This window comes from Mesorhizobium sp. SP-1A, assembly GCF_032460275.1.
In the GTDB taxonomy this organism is placed as follows: Bacteria; Pseudomonadota; Alphaproteobacteria; order Rhizobiales; family Rhizobiaceae; genus Mesorhizobium.
Genome location: NZ_JAVXZD010000006.1, coordinates 90,951 through 106,236, shown reverse-complemented (window position 1 = coordinate 106,236; position 15,286 = coordinate 90,951). Strand labels below are relative to the sequence as shown.

Annotated in this window: 16 protein-coding genes; 8 read left to right on the top strand and 8 right to left on the bottom strand. The window is 65.9% G+C overall.

The window, feature by feature from the left end; genetic code table 11:
• Positions 1-12 precede the first annotated feature (12 nt).
• Positions 13-879, bottom strand: coding sequence for a pirin family protein (locus QU595_RS23930; RefSeq protein WP_315926691.1), 867 nt, complete (start codon positions 877-879; stop codon positions 13-15).
• Positions 880-1,003: 124 nt separating this feature from the next.
• Here QU595_RS23930 and QU595_RS23925 point away from each other — a divergent pair, with 124 nt between their 5' ends.
• Complete coding sequence (locus QU595_RS23925; RefSeq protein WP_315926689.1) at positions 1,004-1,912, top strand: LysR family transcriptional regulator; 909 nt, start codon at positions 1,004-1,006, stop codon at positions 1,910-1,912.
• A 47-nt stretch (positions 1,913-1,959) separates the two neighbouring features.
• On the opposite strand, the gene QU595_RS23920 is transcribed toward QU595_RS23925, so the two are convergent.
• Positions 1,960-2,625: an NADPH-dependent F420 reductase gene (locus QU595_RS23920; RefSeq protein WP_315926687.1), complete on the bottom strand. Its 666-nt coding sequence runs from the start codon at positions 2,623-2,625 to the stop codon at positions 1,960-1,962.
• A complete protein-coding gene (locus QU595_RS23915) occupies positions 2,612-3,679 on the bottom strand; it encodes an LLM class flavin-dependent oxidoreductase (protein ID WP_315926685.1) in 1,068 nt (355 codons plus the stop codon). Before QU595_RS23915 ends, QU595_RS23920 begins: the two co-directional genes overlap by 14 nt.
• Positions 3,680-3,790: 111 nt before the next feature.
• Between QU595_RS23915 and QU595_RS23910 the strand changes: the two genes are divergently transcribed.
• The 3 genes from QU595_RS23910 to QU595_RS23900 all read left to right on the top strand — a co-directional run bounded on the left by QU595_RS23910 (position 3,791) and on the right by QU595_RS23900 (position 5,440).
• Complete coding sequence (locus QU595_RS23910; protein ID WP_315926683.1) at positions 3,791-4,168, top strand: helix-turn-helix domain-containing protein; 378 nt, start codon at positions 3,791-3,793, stop codon at positions 4,166-4,168.
• Positions 4,169-4,359: 191 nt separating this feature from the next.
• Positions 4,360-4,719 (top strand): CidA/LrgA family protein, encoded by a 360-nt coding sequence (locus tag QU595_RS23905; RefSeq protein ID WP_315926681.1) that lies wholly within the window; start codon positions 4,360-4,362, stop codon positions 4,717-4,719.
• A 4-nt stretch (positions 4,720-4,723) separates the two neighbouring features.
• Positions 4,724-5,440: an LrgB family protein gene (locus QU595_RS23900; RefSeq protein WP_315926679.1), complete on the top strand. Its 717-nt coding sequence runs from the start codon at positions 4,724-4,726 to the stop codon at positions 5,438-5,440.
• Between the two features lie 3 nt (positions 5,441-5,443).
• Here QU595_RS23900 and QU595_RS23895 read toward each other — a convergent pair whose 3' ends face one another.
• Together QU595_RS23895 and QU595_RS23890 are read right to left on the bottom strand one after the other, a co-directional pair.
• Positions 5,444-5,767, bottom strand: a complete 324-nt coding sequence (locus QU595_RS23895; protein WP_315926676.1) for a GNAT family N-acetyltransferase — start codon at positions 5,765-5,767, stop codon at positions 5,444-5,446.
• Positions 5,760-7,313: a VOC family protein gene (locus QU595_RS23890; RefSeq protein WP_315926674.1), complete on the bottom strand. Its 1,554-nt coding sequence runs from the start codon at positions 7,311-7,313 to the stop codon at positions 5,760-5,762. The genes QU595_RS23895 and QU595_RS23890 overlap by 8 nt, the downstream gene beginning before the upstream one ends.
• A 276-nt stretch (positions 7,314-7,589) precedes the next feature.
• Between QU595_RS23890 and QU595_RS23885 the strand changes: the two genes are divergently transcribed.
• The 4 genes from QU595_RS23885 to QU595_RS23870 are packed head-to-tail and all read left to right on the top strand — an operon-like array spanning position 7,590 to position 11,813.
• Positions 7,590-8,618: an ABC transporter substrate-binding protein gene (locus QU595_RS23885; protein WP_410000562.1), complete on the top strand. Its 1,029-nt coding sequence runs from the start codon at positions 7,590-7,592 to the stop codon at positions 8,616-8,618.
• Positions 8,619-8,640: 22 nt separating this feature from the next.
• The gene (locus QU595_RS23880) at positions 8,641-9,762 is read left to right on the top strand and encodes an ABC transporter ATP-binding protein (protein WP_315926669.1); all 1,122 of its coding nucleotides are present in this window, start codon (positions 8,641-8,643) and stop codon (positions 9,760-9,762) included.
• A 4-nt stretch (positions 9,763-9,766) separates the two neighbouring features.
• A complete protein-coding gene (locus QU595_RS23875; RefSeq protein ID WP_315926667.1) occupies positions 9,767-10,999 on the top strand; it encodes an ABC transporter permease in 1,233 nt (410 codons plus the stop codon).
• 4 nt (positions 11,000-11,003) lie between these two features.
• Positions 11,004-11,813 carry an ABC transporter permease gene (locus tag QU595_RS23870; protein WP_315926665.1) on the top strand — a complete coding sequence of 270 codons (810 nt, stop codon included), beginning with the start codon at positions 11,004-11,006 and terminating at the stop codon, positions 11,811-11,813.
• 67 nt (positions 11,814-11,880) lie between these two features.
• On the opposite strand, the gene QU595_RS23865 is transcribed toward QU595_RS23870, so the two are convergent.
• From QU595_RS23865 to QU595_RS23855, 3 genes are all read right to left on the bottom strand, one after another.
• Positions 11,881-12,789 (bottom strand): LysR family transcriptional regulator, encoded by a 909-nt coding sequence (locus QU595_RS23865; RefSeq protein ID WP_315926663.1) that lies wholly within the window; start codon positions 12,787-12,789, stop codon positions 11,881-11,883.
• 93 nt (positions 12,790-12,882) lie between these two features.
• Complete coding sequence (locus QU595_RS23860) at positions 12,883-14,097, bottom strand: M24 family metallopeptidase (protein ID WP_315926907.1); 1,215 nt, start codon at positions 14,095-14,097, stop codon at positions 12,883-12,885.
• A 161-nt stretch (positions 14,098-14,258) separates the two neighbouring features.
• Positions 14,259-15,284 carry a GlxA family transcriptional regulator gene (locus tag QU595_RS23855; protein ID WP_315926661.1) on the bottom strand — a complete coding sequence of 342 codons (1,026 nt, stop codon included), beginning with the start codon at positions 15,282-15,284 and terminating at the stop codon, positions 14,259-14,261.
• Positions 15,285-15,286: the final 2 nt, after the last annotated feature.

Here is a 15,286-nt window from a genome sequence, read left to right as displayed (position 1 = left end):
AACTGTGGGCGGTCAGGCCGGAATCGCGCCGAACCTGCCGGCCCTGAAGTCCGCGAACGCCTGCTGCAATTCTTCCGTCGTGTTCATGACGAAAGGTCCATGCATGGCCACCGGCTCGCCGAGCGGCTCACCGCTCAAAAGCAGCACCGTCGCGTCGGTTTCCGCATCGACGGTGAAGGCGCCGCCCTCGCGGTCGAGCAGGACGAACTGGCCTTCGTGAGCCGCGGAGGCACCGTTGACCAGCACCGAGCCGCGCAGCACGACGAGACCGGCCGTATGGCCCTGTGCGGGTTCGAACTCGGCGCTACCGCCCCGGTTCAGCCTCACATCCCACAGGTCGATAGGCGAGAAGGTGCGGGCCGGGCCCTTATGGCCGTGATAGTCGCCGGCGATGACGCGCAGGCGGCCTGCGCCGTCGACCAGATCGACCGAGGGTATGTCGCCGTCGAGCAATGTCTGGTAGCCGGGCGCATGGTTCTTGTCCCTTGCCGGCAGGTTGACCCAGAGCTGCACCATGTCCAGCGTGCCGCCGCTGCGGGTGAAGGCGTGCGAGTGGAATTCCTCGTGCAGGATGCCTGCGGCCGCCGTCATCCACTGCACGTCGCCCGGGCCTATGATGCCGCCGGCGCCGGTGGAGTCGCGATGCTCGACCTCGCCCTCGTAGACGATGGTCACCGTCTCGAAGCCGCGATGCGGATGCGCGCCGACGCCGCGAGGCCGGGTTGCCGGCTCGAAGGTCTTCGGGCCTGCATGGTCGAGATGCAGGAAGGGGCTGACATGTTCGCCGAGCGTCGAATAGGACAGCATCGAGCGCACCGGGAAGCCATCGCCCACCCAATGCTGGGCGGGGCTGCTGTAGATGCCTAGAACTTTTCTCATCGTTCTTCTCCTTGCGGGTTGCCCTTGCAGGCGAACCGTTGAGGAGAAGATAGTTCCGCACCAAAACTGGCTGTAGACGGCAAAATCGTGCTAGTCTGTCCTATAAACAGGACAATCCGCCGCGATGCAGGACCTCAACGATCTCCGTTTCTTCGTCGTGGTGGTGGAGGAAAACGGCTTTGCAGCCGCCGCCCGCAAGCTCGGCATTCCGCGCTCACGGCTCAGTCGCCGCATCGGCCTGCTCGAGGAGAGCCTCGGCGTGCGCCTTGTCCAGCGGTCCACCCGGCAGTTCACGGTGACGGAAATCGGCCAGGAATTCTATCGCCATTGCCTGGCCATGGTGGTGGAGGCGGAGGCCGCGCAGGACGTGATAGAGCGCATGCGCGCCGAACCGCGCGGCCTGGTGCGGGTCTGCTGCCCGTCCTCCGTCATCTATTTCCAGCTCGGCGGGATGATCGCGCGCTTCATGGCGAGATATCCGCAGGTGCAGGTCCATCTGGAAAGCACCAACCGGCGCGTCGATGTCATCAAGGAGGGGTTCGATATCGCCATCCGCGTGCGTTTCCCGCCGCTGGACGACAGCGATCTGGTGATCCGCAAGCTGGCGGAAAGCACCCAAAGGCTGGTCGCAAGTCCAGGCCTGCTCGCCGCCTGCCTGTCGCGCCCGGCGGTGCCGGCCGACCTTGCCGCCATGCCGAGCCTCGCATGGGGAGCGCCGTCCGGCGGCCATCAATGGCGGCTGGAAGGGCCGGATGGGGCGACGGCCGTCGTGCCGCACGCGCCGCGGCTCATCACTGAGGACATGGTGGCGCTGCGGCAGGCGGTCCTGGCCGGCATCGGCGTCGGCCAGTTCCCGACCATGGTGGTGCGTGGCGACATCGATGCGGGCGAACTGGTGGATATCCTGCCGCAATGGACGCCACGCGCCGGCATCATCCACGCGGCGTTTCCGTCGCGGCGCGGGCTGCTGCCGTCGGTACGGCTGCTGCTGGATTTCCTTGCCGGGGAGTATGCGGCCCTGGAGAAGCAATGACCCGCCGCAGGGCGGCGGGCCAACTCGGACCTGACCGTTTCGTTTCGCTATTGGGCAAATGCCGGCAGGCGCCCGCCCGCCGGCGTCTGCGCCAGCAATCTCGCCATGTCCGCGCGTCCGAAGCCTGCGCCGAAAACGGGCGTGCCGACCCCGAAATTGCGGCTGGCCGCGAGCGGCCCCGCATCGACCGGGTCGTAACCCAGCCGGTCGACGAAGCCGGCCACGGTCTCGCGGGCCCCGGCATCGTCGCCGGCTATCGCCAGAGCGCGCCGGTCGGGATCGCCCTGCGGTCGGGCTTCCTGCTCGATCTCATGGTAGCCCATATGGTTGAAGCTGCGCACCACAAGCGCTTCCGGCAGATGGCGCTGGACGATCTCGCTGCTGGAAGCATCACCCTCGAACTCGGGGATGATCCCGTCGGTGGGCGCCCAATAGTTCATGGCGTCCACCACGATCCTGCCGGCGAAGAGGTCCGGCCGCAGGCTGCGGTATTTCGACAGCGGCAGGGCCAGGATGACGATGTCGCTGGACGCCGCCAGCGCTTCCGCCGTTTCCGGCTTGGCGCCCGGAGCCATGATTTCCAGAAGCAGCGCGATCTCTTCCGGCGGACGGGCCGTGGCGACGCCGACCTCGTAGCCGGCGGCGAGAGCCAGCCGCGCCAGCGCGGTGCCGACGCGGCCAGCGCCCAATATTCCGATCTTACGCACTGGCATGGGCTTCCTCCGTGACCGTCCGGCCGGCGCCGAGTTCGGCGTCGACCAGCGGCTTCACCTTGGTTCCGAGCAGTTCGATCGACCGCAGGAACTCCCGATGCGGCATCTGGCCGACATCGGTCTGGAAGAACTGGCGCATATGGCCGAGGCTTCCGTGCAGCTTCACGATGCGTTCGGCGATCTCTTCCGGGCTGCCGGCGAACAGGGCGCCGTCACCGCTCGCTTCCTTGTCGTAGTGGTAGCGCGGCGGCGGCGCGAAGCCGCGGATCCTGCCGAGCTGTTCCATCACCGCGTGCCAGTGCGTCCAGAAGAAGTCCTTGGCCCTGGCGGCGTCCTCGCCGACGAAGCCGGGACTGGCGACCGAGACCTTGATCTTCTCCGGCGCAATGCCCGCCTGGTTCGCGGCGCGGCGATAGAGCTCGGCCAGCGGCGCGAAGCGGTTGGCCTGCCCGCCGATGATGGCATAGGAGATCGGCAGGCCGAGCAGGCCGGCACGCACCGAGGAGTGCGGGTTGCCGCCGGTCGCCAGCCAGATCGGCAGCGAGCCGCTGTCGGGGCGCGGCACCACCAGCGCTTCGTCCAGCGCCGGACGGAACTTGCCTTGCCAGGTAACGGTCTCGCTCTCGTTTATCTTCAGGAGCAGGTCGAGCTTTTCGGCATAAAGTTCGTCGTAGTCGTTCAGGCTGTGGCCGAACAGCGGAAAAGATTCCGTCGAGGAGCCACGGCCCGCGGTGATTTCGGCGCGTCCGTTGGACAGCGCGTCGAGCGTGGCGAACTGCTGGTAGACACGCACCGGATCGTCGGTGCTGAGCACCGTGACCGCGCTGCCGAGCTTGATGTTTCTGGTCGTCGCGGCGGCCGCGCCGAGGATCACGGTCGCTGCGGAAGCCGGCATCTCGCGGGTGTGATGTTCGCCGATGCCGAAATAATCCAGCCCGACTTGATCGGCCAGCCGGATGGCTTCCAGCAGGTTGCGCGTGGCGTCGGCCGTCGAGCCGAGCGCGCCGGTCTTGTCCTTCTGCACGTCGCCGAAGCTGTAGATGCCAAGTTCCATGATCGTCTCTCCTTCGCCGGCAATTGCTTGCCGGCGTTCGTGATAGTCGGTATATTTTCGTAACCAGGCCTCATATCGGAACTGAATTTCGAGGCGCAAGGAGGCACACCGGTGTTACCTGAACCCGTCAATCTGCTGGAGACCTGCCGGCCCGTGCGCCAGATCCTGGCCCGCATCGGCGACAAGTGGAGCGTGCTGATCGTCATGGCCCTGCGCGGCGGCCCAAGGCGCTTCAACGAGATCAAGCGCGACGTGGGCACCATCTCGCAGCGCATGCTCACCCTCACGCTGAAGGGCATGGAGCGCGACGGACTTGTCAGGCGCACGGTGCTTCCCAGCAAGCCGCCGCGGGTCGACTACGAGCTGACCCGGCTCGGCCATTCGCTGCGGGAGCCGGTCGAGCGGCTGGGCCAATGGGCGATCGACAACGAGGCCGAGATCGTCCGCGCTCAAATGGCGTTCGACCTGCGGACCGACAAGGCCGCCTGAGCCTGCGGCTATCGGATCGGACCGGGACAGCTAGCGGTGTTCGTGCCGCCGCCGCTTGCTTCCATGTTCCCGGCGAGGGTCTGCCGTGAAACGAGGACCTTACGAACGGCTGGACCGCGATGCCGGTCCATCATAGCTTGCCCGGACGTTTAGACCCGGCGCAGCCGGGAAAGACCAGGGAAGGACTATCGATGATCAAAGGCATAGCCCTTCTGCTGCTGTTCCAACTCATCGGAGAAAGCATCGTTTTCGTTTCCGGCATCCCGCTGCCCGGGCCGGTGGTGGGGCTGGTGCTGCTCTTCGTCGCGATGCAGCTCTGCAAGGTGGCGGGTTTCGGTCTGTTCGCCGAGGCAGAGGCGGCGGCGGACGGCTTCCTGGCAAATCTCGGCCTGCTGTTCGTGCCCGCCGGCGTCGGCATCGTGGCTCTATGGGGCGAGTTGCAGAGCCAGGCGGCCATCTTGCTGGCCATCCTGGTGATCTCCGCCGTCCTCACGCTGGCCATAACGGTGTGGACCTTCATCATCATGCAGCGGCTGGTGGGGCGCAGATAGTCCCATGAAGCACCCCGCGGAACTTTGGGTCTATCTGTCCACCTCGCCACTCTTGTGGCTCACCCTGACGCTGTTCGCATGGATCTTCGCCGTGTCGATCTCCGTGCGGCTGAACCGCCACCCGCTGGCCAATCCGGTGCTGATCTCCATCGTTGTGCTGTCCTGCACGCTGCAACTGTTCGGCGTGCCCTACCAGAAGTTCTTCGAGGGCGCGCAATTCATTCATTTCCTGCTCGGCCCGGCCACCGTGGCCATCGCCGTGCCGCTGTTTCGCCAGTGGCGGCAGGTGCGGCAGGCGCTCGTTCCGATGGTCGCCGCGCTCATCGTCGGCTCCCTGTCGGCCGCACTCTCCATCATGCTGATGGGTAGCTGGGCGGGGCTGCCGCGCGACGTGCTGATCTCGTTCCTGCCCAAATCGGCCACCGCCGGCGTGGCCATGGCGATCTCGTCCTCGCTGGGCGGAAACCCGTCGCTGACCGCCGTTCTGGTAGTGCTGACGGGCATCGTCGGCGCGCTGGTCGTCACGCCGTTCATGAACGCCATGCGCATCAAAAACTACGCCGCGCGCGGTTTCGCGGTGGGGCTGACTTCGCACGGCATCGGCACGGCGCGGGCCTTCGACGTGGACCGGACCGCCGGCCTCTTTGCCGGCATCGCCATGGCGCTGAACGCCATCGCGACCTCGCTGGTCGTGCCGCTGCTCGTCAGGCTGTTCCTGTGAAGGTCAGCGGCCGGCCGCCGGATCGTCCGGCTTGACCGTCATCACGTCCTGCCAGTCGGGGTGTTTGCGGTACTGCGCCCGCACATAGGGGCAGATCGGCATGATCCTGAACCCGTTGCTGCGGGCGTCCTCGATCATGAACGACACGAGCGCGGCGGCGGCGCCCGTACCGCGCATCGATTCCGGCGCGCCCGTGTGGTCGGCGCTGATGAGGTCCGGACCGCGCTTGGTGAAGGTGAGCTCCGCTTCGCCCTCGACGCCGTCGATGCGGGCCACGTAGCGGCCGTGGCGTTCGCCGTCCTCCTTGGAAATCTCGATCTCAGCCATGTCCTTCTCCGCTTTCCTGCGTGAACCATTGCCTTGCCAGCGCCTCGTCCGCCGGGACGAGGTCGTGGCCGGCATCGACGGTGCGCAGGTCCAGCTCCGCGCCGCACGCCCTGAACCACTCCGCCAGTCCCGGCGCGTTCTTGCCGAACGGATCGCGTGATCCCGCCAGCATCAGCACTTTTGCACCCTCCAGCCCGGCTGGCGGAAGCTCCTCCAGCACCGGAATGGCCCGCAGCAGCATCGCCCGGCGGATGACTTCGGGATAAAGCGCCACGACCGCGGCGGCGAAATTCGCGCCGTTCGAGTGACCGAGGAAGGTGAGGCGGGCCGCGTCGAGCCGGTAGGCGGCGACCGCACCCTCGACGAAGGCCGCGAAGGCCTCGGCCTCGGCGCGGATGTCGGCCTGATCGAAACGCGTCGCCGTGAACCGGCGGAACCAGCGGGCGTTCCCTTCCTCGTGGCTGCGCCCGCGCACGCCGAGCAGAGTTGCGCGCGGCGCGATGCGCCGAGCCAGCGGCATCAGATCCGCCTCGTTGCCGCCGCTGCCGTGAAGCAGCACGATCGTGTTGTCGTCGGGATCATCCGGCACATGGAAGCGATGCACGAAGGGCAGGTCGCGGGGCGCCATGCGCGGCTCGCCGGGCATAGAAAACTGCGGCAGCATCACCGCGATGTCCTGCGCCCTTTCCTTGTCACCCGGGGGCACCAGCAGCTTTTCGCCGAGATGCTTCGCGTCTTCGTCCACGGTGAAGCCCGGCCCGTCGGTGGCAAGTTCGAACAGCGTCCCTCCCGGCTCGCGCACATAGAGCGAGGTGAAATATTTCCGGTCGTGCACATTGGTGGCGGACGAGTTGAGGCGCGACAGAGCAAGCTCCTCGACGCGGACGCCGGCCACGTCGGGGGCACGGAACGCCACGTGGTCGGCGGTGCCGGTGCCCGGTATGCCCGGCACATAGCCCGAAACGTCGCGTATATCGACGGCGTCGGTGTCGGAGACCATGCGGGTGGTGTTTTCGATGCGCGGCCCCGGACGGTAGCCGAAGCGGCCGACGAAAGCCGTCGTCTCCTCCGGCGTCTCGGTCAGGATCGTCACCGCCCGCAGCCGGCGCGGCGCCAGCGCCTCGTCGCCCCAGGGGTGGGCGGCCGCAAGATCGGCGCCAACCAGCTTGACGATGATCCCGTCCGGGTCCTTGAGCCGCAGCACCGGCTCGCCGAACTCGCGCGCCGGACCTTCGAAAGGCACGCCAGCGCGCAGCGCGCGCGTCATCCATTCGCCCAGGCTGTCGGGCGGCACCGCAAAGGCGATCTCCGCCACCTGGCCAGTGCCGACCCGTCCCGGCGCGCCGTCTTCCCAGACGAGGAAGGTGACGAGCGAGCCCGGCGAGCCGAGACGGTCGCCGTAGAAAAGGTGAAGCTGCAAAGCGTCCTCATAGCCGCCGGTGCGCTTGACCAGGCGCAGGCCGAGGAAGCCGACATAGAAATCGACATTGGCCTGCACGTGACGCGTGATGAGCGTGACATGGTGAATGCCGGCTGTGCTGCTCAAACTGTCGCTCCGGGGGTCATGCGCGTGTTCGCTGCCTGGTCGCTTCGATGCCGCGCAGGTTGGCACGATGCGCCGTCGCTTTCCAGCGCCGCGGTTCTCCAGGCTTCCTTGGGGCACGCCGATAACGGTTCCTCATGGAGCCATGCGATGTACTTATTTGCCGCCGTGGCACCTCCAAATTACCGTCAGGGAAGGCTGAGGCTTGCCGGAACCAAGCCGGCCAATGTTTCCAGACAAATGGGAGGGATGGAAATGGGACATCGCTTAGCAGGCCGCATGCTTGCCCTGTCGCTGGCGGCCTTCGCGCCGTTATGCGCAAGGCCGGCGCTGGCGCAGGATTCGCTTTCCGTCATGAGCTTTGGCGGTGCCTATCAGGAGGCGCAGCGCAAGGCGGTGTTCGAGACCTATACCACCAGCTCCGGCATCAAGATCGACGAGCAGGAGTATGGCGGCGAGATCGCCAAGATCAAGGCGATGATCGAATCCGGCAACACCACGGTGGATGTCGTCGACGTCGATGCGCCGACGCTGCTGCAGGGTTGCGACGAGGGCATCTTCGAAAAGATCGACTGGTCGGCGATCGGCCCGAAGGACGACTGGATCGCAGGCACGACCTCCGACTGCGGCGTGGGCACCATCGTCTATGCCACCACCCTGGCCTATGACGGCGCCAAGCTGCCAAACGGCCCGACCACGATCCGGGACCTCTTCGACACGAAGAAATTCCCGGGCAAGCGCGGCCTGTGGAAGAACCCCGCGACCAACCTGGAGTTTGCCCTGCTTGCCGACGGCGTGCCCGCCGACAAGGTCTATGCGACGCTGTCCACGCCGGAAGGCGTCGACCGCGCCTTCGCCAAGCTCGACACGATCAAGGACTCGATCGTGTGGTGGGAAGCCGGCGCGCAGGCGCCGCAGCTGCTCGCTTCCGGCGAAGTCGTCATGACCACCGCCTGGAACGGCCGCATCTACAACGCCAACAAGGAAGGCAAGGACTTCCGCATTGTCTGGGACAACCAGATCCTCGATTCCAACTACTGGGTGATCCCGAAAGGCGCCAAGAACCCCGCTGCCTCGCTCGCCTTCGTGAAGTATGCGGTGGAGCCCAAGGTGCTGGCCGGCATCACCAAATATATTCCGTATGGCCCGGTGCGGAAGTCTTCCGCCGAGTTCGTGGCTCCCGAGGATGCCAAGAACCTTCCCACCAGCCCTGCCAACCTTACCGTGGCGCTGACGCTGGATAACGCCTTCTGGGCAGACAACGGAGACGAGATCCGCAAGCGGTTCACGACCTGGCTCGCTCAATGAGGCGAGCATAAGGAGAGCATCGATGAACTTTTCCCAGCCCATGTCGCTCGTGACGGACAGACCAGTCGATGCCCTCGTTCGCTTCGAGGATGTGAAGAAATCCTACGACGGCATCAACTTCGTCGTGAAGGACCTCAACCTGAGCGTATCCCGCGGCGAGTTCCTGACCATGCTGGGGCCTTCGGGCTCCGGCAAGACCACCACCTTGATGATGCTCGGCGGCTTCGAGCGCCCGACACTCGGCCGCATCCTGCTGGACGGCAGATCGGTCGAGCGCCTGCCGCCGGAGAACCGCAACATCGGCTTTGTGTTCCAGAACTACGCCCTGTTTCCCCACATGACCGTGGCGGAGAACGTCGCCTTCCCGCTGCGCTATCGCGGCGTCACCGGAGCCGCGGCGGCCGCAAAAGTCCGCGAGGCGCTCGGCCGCGTCAGCCTCGACGCGCTGGGCGACCGCCGCCCGGCACAGCTTTCGGGCGGCCAGCAGCAGCGCGTCGCCCTGGCGCGGGCGCTGGTCTTCGAGCCGTCTCTGGTGTTGATGGACGAGCCGCTCGGCGCGCTCGACAAGCAATTGCGCGAGCGCATGCAGGTCGAGATCAAGCAACTGCAGACCGCGCTCGGCATCACCATGGTCTATGTCACGCACGATCAATCCGAGGCCCTGACCATGTCGGACCGCATCGCCGTGTTTCACGACGGGCGCATCCAGCAGCTGGCCGATCCCGAAACGCTTTACAACGAACCGGCGAACCGGTTCGTCGCGTCCTTCATCGGCGAGAACAACACCTTGCCCTGCACCTTGCTTGGACGGGAGGGCGACTTCGCCCTCGTGCGCATGGCCGACGGATCGACGATGAAAGCCGCCGGCGCTCCGGCCTCCGGAGCGGGCACCGAACTCAGCGTGTCGGTGCGTCCCGAAAACATCTCGCTTGCCGGCGAGAGCGCGGATGCGGGCCGCAATCGCATGACGGGCAAGGTCCGGGATGTCTTCTTCCTCGGCGACCACATGCGGCTGTCGCTGGAGGCTTTCGGCGGCCAACTCCTCACCGCGCGCATTCCCGCGCGCCGGGCAGGGCCCTTCGGGCCCGGCGACGATGTGAGGCTCGAATGCAGTGTTTCGGATTGCCGCCTGCTGGAGGCCTGAACCGATGAGCGCCGTGGACATCGATCGCATCAACGTCTTCCTGGCGGTGCGCAGGGCCGCGCGTCCCGCGCGGCGTTCGGCGCTGTCGCTCGCGCTGCCGTTGATCATCTTCCTTGCGGTGGCCTTCGTCGCCCCGATCCTCTACCTGCTGGTGACCGCGGTCGGGAACCCCGAGACGCGGGACGTGCTGCCGCACACGCTGGCGGCGCTCCAGGACTGGGACGGCAAGTCAGTGCCGGACGAACCCGTATATGCCGCCCTGGCGCAGGATCTGAAGGCCGCCAGGGACAACAGCACCGCCGCCCTGCTCGGCAAGCGCCTCAATTACGAGATTTCCGGCATGCGCAGCCGCGTGCTGGCGGCTGCCAGGATGGTGGAGAAGCAGGACGCCGGCCCCTACAGGGAGAAGTTCATCGAACTTGGTAAGGAATGGGCCTCGCCGGAGACCTGGGCCGTCATCAAGCGCAACGGCGCCCCTCTGACGCCCTACTATCTCCTGACCGCGCTCGACCTCAGGCAGGCGCCGGACGGCTCCATCGAGCGAGTCCGCGGCGACCAGGCGATCTTCCTCGACGTGCTTGGGCGCACGCTGTTCGTGGCCGGGCTGGTCACGCTGTTCACGCTGCTTCTGGGCTATCCCGTGGCCTATGTGCTGACCATCGCGCCGAAGGCGGTCGCAGGCGTCATGATGCTCATGGTGCTCCTGCCGCTGTGGACCTCGCTGCTGGTGCGCACCACCGCATGGGTGGTGCTGCTGCAGTCGGACGGCGTCATCAACGACATTTTGATGGGCTTGCACCTGACCAGCGAAAAGCTCCAGCTCATCTTCACGCGGTTCGGCACGGTGACGGCGATGACCCATATCCAGCTGCCGTTCACCATCCTGCCGATCTACAGCGTCATGCGCTCGATCCCCTCCACGCAGCTCAGGGCCGCCCGCTCGCTCGGCGCGGGGCCGTCCTCGGCGTTCTGGCGAGTCTATGCCCCGCAGACGCTGCCTGGCGTCGTCGCCGGATGTCTGATGACCTTCATCCTGTCGCTCGGCTACTACATAACCCCGGCGCTCGTCGGCGGCCCGCGCGACCAGATGGTGTCCAATTTCATCTCCGTCTACATCAACCGCGACCTCAACTGGGGCCTGGCCGCCGGGCTCGGGGTGGTCCTGCTTGTGGTGACGCTCGCAATCTATCTCCTGTTCCTGCGTCTGGTCGGCGCGGACAAGATCAAGCTGGGGTGACGCCATGTGGCTGCCTTCCTACGCGACGCCCACCGAACGGTTGCTGCGGATCCTCGTGGTGGCGTTCGCGGTCGCCGTGCTGCTGTTCCTGATTGCGCCGCTGTTCATCATCGTGCCGCTGTCGTTTTCGAAGGACCCGTTCTTCACCTTGCCTGTGCGGGAATATTCACTGCGCTGGTACGAGGACTTCTTCGGCAACGCGCGCTGGATGACCGCCATCTTCAACAGCGCCGTCGCGGCCGTTGCGACGACGATCTTGGCGACCACGCTCGGCACGCTCGCCGCGCTCGGCATATCGCGGCCCGACTTTCCGGCAAGGCGCCTCATCATGGCCTTGCTGATCTCGCCGATGATCGTGCCCATCGTCATCGTGGCGGTCGGCAGCTACCTCTTCTTCGGCCAGCTCGGACTGACCAACACGAGAACCGGGCTGGTGCTGGCGCATACCGCGCTGGCCACGCCCTTCGTGGTCATCACCGTGACGGCGACGCTGTCCACCTACGACACCAACCTGACGCGCGCCGCATTGAGCCTCGGCGCGCCTCCGTCGTCGGCGTTCTTCCGGGTGACGTTGCCGAACATCATGCCCGGTGTCGTGTCGGGAGCGATCTTCGCCTTCGCGACCTCGTTCGACGAAGTCGTGGTGGCCCTGTTCATGACAGCGGCCGAACAGCGGACATTGCCGGTGCAGATGTTCTCCGGCATACGCGACCAGATCAATCCGACCATCATGGCGGCCGCCACGCTGCTGCTCGCGCTGTCGATCACGCTGTTTGCGGCGCTGGCCTTGTTGACGCGGCGACGCGTGAGATGATGGGCGCGAACCGGACCGGTTCCGCCAATCGGGAATTCCGAACCACGCAGAGAATTGGCCGCGCCGCCTAGCCGGCCTTGGCGCTATCGCCCTGGCCGGCCACGAACATGTCGGCAAAGAGCGCCGCAAAGCTGCGCGCGACCGCCGAGCGCTTGCGATCCGGGCCGACATAAATGCCGACCACCACATCGGCCAGCCGGGGCAGGTGGCTCGACGGCTCGACGATGCGCAACGCGGCCGGGATGATGCGACGCGCGAGCACCGTCATGCCGAACCCGGCCCCGACAGCCGCTTCCAGTCCGGACAGGCTCGGGCTCGTATAGACGATCTCGAAGTTGCGCCCGTCGCGCTGCAGCGCCGTCAGCATGTTGCGGCGGTAGAGGCAGCCTTCCGGATAGCACACGATCCGCAACTGCTTGCCCGCATCTGCGGGCCTGCTCGCCTGCTCCGCGGCGCCGACCCAGGCCAGCGGTTCCTTCCAGGTCATGAAGGCGCCTTCCGAGGGACCGTCGGGGGTCATCGCCACGACGATGTCGTACTGGCCCTTGCGCAGGCCTTCCAGGAGGTTGTGCGAGATGTCGCAGACGACGTCGAAGGTAATGTCCGCACCGTTGCGTGCAAAGCTTGCCATCAACTTGGGCAGGAAATGATCGGCATAGTCGTTCGGTATGCCGAGCCTCAGCTTGCCCGTGCTTTCGCGGCTGGACAGCTTAAGCATCATCTCGTCGTTGAGAGCCAGGATCTGGCGCGCATAGCCCGCGACCAGTTCGCCTCGCTCGGTCAGTTGCGCGCCGCCCTCCTTGGCGAACAGCGAGACGCCGAGAAGGTCCTGCAGCTTCTTCATCTGCAGGCTGATGGCCGGCTGCGTGCGGCCGAGCTGCTCGCCGGCCCGCGTATAGCCGCGCAGATCGATGATGGTGACGAAGGCGCGAAGAAGGTCGGTGGGAATGCTGCGCATCGGCATCCTCTGGAACATGAGCGCATCCGCGCTGATAAGATCACCCATTGCCGGACAAATGCAAGCGGGCCCCGGCTTTCGCCAAGGCCCGCCGGCAAGTCAGGTCGGCCTTCAGGCCTTGATGATGTTGTGTTCCGGGCCGAAGGGGAATTTTGTGATGTTCTCCGCGCCGGCTTCGGTGATGACCAGGATGTCGTGCTCGCGATAGCCGCCGGCCCCCGGCATGCCTTCCGGCAGCGTGACCATCGGCTCCATCGAGACCACCATGCCGGGCTGGAGCACGGTGTTGATGTCCTCGCGCAGTTCCACGCCGGCCTCGCGGCCGTAATAGTGCGACAGCACGCCGAAGGAATGTCCGTAGCCGAACGAGCGGTAGCCCAGCAAATTGTGGCTCCGGTAGATGTCGTTCAGTTCGGTCGCCACGTCGCCGCAGCGCGCGCCTGGCCTGAGCAGTTCGAGGCCACGGCGGTGCACCTTGCAGTTGATCTCCCAGATGCGCAGGTGCTCGTCGCTGGCATGGTCGAGGAAAAGCGTGCGTTCCAGCGCGGTGTAGTAACCGGAGATCATCGGGAAGCAGTTCAGCGAAAGAATGTCGCCCTTCTGCACCTTGCGTGAGGTCACGGGATTGTGGGCGCCATCCGTATTGATGCCGGACTGGAACCACACCCAGGTATCCATCAGTTCGGCATGCGGAAACGTCCTGGCGATGTGCCGCACCATGGCCTGTGTGCCGGCCAGGGCGACCTCGTATTCGGGGACATTCTCGCGGATGGCGTCGCGGATCGCTTCGCCGCCGAGATCGGCAGTGCGTGCGCCTTCCTTGATCAACGCGATCTCCTCGGCCGACTTGATGGTGCGCAGCCACATGGTGGGGGCGCCGATGTCGACGAACTCCACCTCCGGGAAAGCGTCCTGCAGGAGCCTGCGCAGGTCGAGATTGACATGGTCGAACTCGATGCCGAGGCGCTTTGCGCCCGGCAATTGCTGTTGCAACGCATGGAAATAGTTGTCGCGCTGCCAGTCGGTGTAGGTGATGTTGTCGCCGAAGGTGCGGCGCCAGGGCTGACCCGCGTCGATGCCGGCCGAAACCGATACGGCCTTGTCGGCCGTGACCACGAAAGCGTAACGGCGCCCGAAATAGCAGTACAGGAAATCCGAGAAATAGCAGATGTTGTGGTAGGACGTGAGGATGGCGCCGTCGAGCTTCAGCTCGGCCAGGATCTTCCGCAACCCGTCCTGGCGGCGGCTCATCTCGGCGGGGCTGAAGGTCGGGACGGCCTTCTCGCCATTGTGCATGTTCTGCAGCCGCAACAATTCGTTGGGCATGCCTTTGGCATAGACGTTCATGATTTCCTCCGCATCGGGCCGGGTGCCTGGGTTTCGATACGGACTATAGGAAACCGGTCCAGGCGCTGGAAATTAGAAGTCGATATCAGCCAATTAGGGTTTGTAATCGTGCCGCAGGCAGGCGGCATGCCGTCCGGCAGTCAGCCGGAGGCCTGGCGTTCAGCGATCGGCCGGCCTTTGGCGCGGTAGGCCACGGGCGTCATGCCGCGGCTTTCGCGGAAGGCGCGGATGAAGTGCGAGGAATCGCAATAGCCGCTCTCCACGGCGATCGTCGCGACCGGCTTGTCGGAATGGTCCAGCAGATATTCCGCGTGCCGCAGCCGGATCAGCTTGTAGGCCTCCGTGGGCGTATGGCCCACCCGCGTCTGAAAGCGCCGTTCCAGTCGGCGCCGGTTGGTGCCTATGCGCCCGGCGACCTCCTCGATGGCGAGCGGCGTGTCGATGTGCTGCTGCATGGTGAGGAGCGCGCGCTTCACCAGCGTGTCTTCGCTGCGCAGGTCCAGCGGAATGCCCGGCTGCGGGGTCTCCGCCGTCTCGGCCTCGTCGATGATCATGATGTGCAGGCTCTTCTGCGCCCGCGCCTGACCGACATGCCGGTCCACCAGGAAGGCGGCCAGATGCGCCGAACTCACACCGCCCGAACAGGTCAGGCGGTCGCGATCGACGACGAAGATCTGGTCCGCCACCGGCTCCATCCCCTCGAAACGTTCCAGGAAGTCGTCACGATGGAACCAGCTCACGCAGCAGCGATAGCCGTTCATCAGCCCGGCGCGGTGCAGGATGAACGCGCCGGTGCAGACGCCGACCAGCGGCACGCCGAGCGCGGCGGCGCGATGCAGGAAGCGCACGTAGTCCGGATGCAGGTTCTCGATTTCGCCGATCAGGCCGCCGACCACCACGATGTAGTCGAATCGCGCGGGGTCACCCAACCGCTCCTCCGGCTGCACCGATACGCCCGAACTGGAGGTGATCGGCTCCATCGTCGCCGACAGCACGCGCCAGCCGCAGGAGATGGGGCGACTACGGTCGCCTTCGTCGGCCGAGAGCCGCAGCACGTCCACGAAATTGGCGAAGGCGCACAGGGTGAAGCGCCGCGCCAGGACGAAGCCGACGTTCAGCCTGGGTTTCTGGACGGCTGTCCGCGCAGATTTCAGAACGTCGGCCATGT

Coding starts and splice junctions, on each gene's coding strand:
- QU595_RS23875 (WP_315926667.1), top strand. CDS start 9,767: ATGAGCGCCGTGGACATCGATCGCATCAACGTCTTCCTGGCGGTGCGC.
- QU595_RS23880 (WP_315926669.1), top strand. CDS start 8,641: ATGAACTTTTCCCAGCCCATGTCGCTCGTGACGGACAGACCAGTCGAT.
- QU595_RS23895 (WP_315926676.1), bottom strand. CDS start 5,767: ATGGCTGAGATCGAGATTTCCAAGGAGGACGGCGAACGCCACGGCCGC.
- QU595_RS23930 (WP_315926691.1), bottom strand. CDS start 879: ATGAGAAAAGTTCTAGGCATCTACAGCAGCCCCGCCCAGCATTGGGTG.
- QU595_RS23855 (WP_315926661.1), bottom strand. CDS start 15,284: ATGGCCGACGTTCTGAAATCTGCGCGGACAGCCGTCCAGAAACCCAGG.
- QU595_RS23885 (WP_410000562.1), top strand. CDS start 7,590: ATGCTTGCCCTGTCGCTGGCGGCCTTCGCGCCGTTATGCGCAAGGCCG.
- QU595_RS23920 (WP_315926687.1), bottom strand. CDS start 2,625: ATGCCAGTGCGTAAGATCGGAATATTGGGCGCTGGCCGCGTCGGCACC.
- QU595_RS23860 (WP_315926907.1), bottom strand. CDS start 14,097: ATGCCCAACGAATTGTTGCGGCTGCAGAACATGCACAATGGCGAGAAG.
- QU595_RS23905 (WP_315926681.1), top strand. CDS start 4,360: ATGATCAAAGGCATAGCCCTTCTGCTGCTGTTCCAACTCATCGGAGAA.
- QU595_RS23865 (WP_315926663.1), bottom strand. CDS start 12,789: ATGTTCCAGAGGATGCCGATGCGCAGCATTCCCACCGACCTTCTTCGC.
- QU595_RS23925 (WP_315926689.1), top strand. CDS start 1,004: ATGCAGGACCTCAACGATCTCCGTTTCTTCGTCGTGGTGGTGGAGGAA.
- QU595_RS23900 (WP_315926679.1), top strand. CDS start 4,724: ATGAAGCACCCCGCGGAACTTTGGGTCTATCTGTCCACCTCGCCACTC.
- QU595_RS23870 (WP_315926665.1), top strand. CDS start 11,004: ATGTGGCTGCCTTCCTACGCGACGCCCACCGAACGGTTGCTGCGGATC.
- QU595_RS23915 (WP_315926685.1), bottom strand. CDS start 3,679: ATGGAACTTGGCATCTACAGCTTCGGCGACGTGCAGAAGGACAAGACC.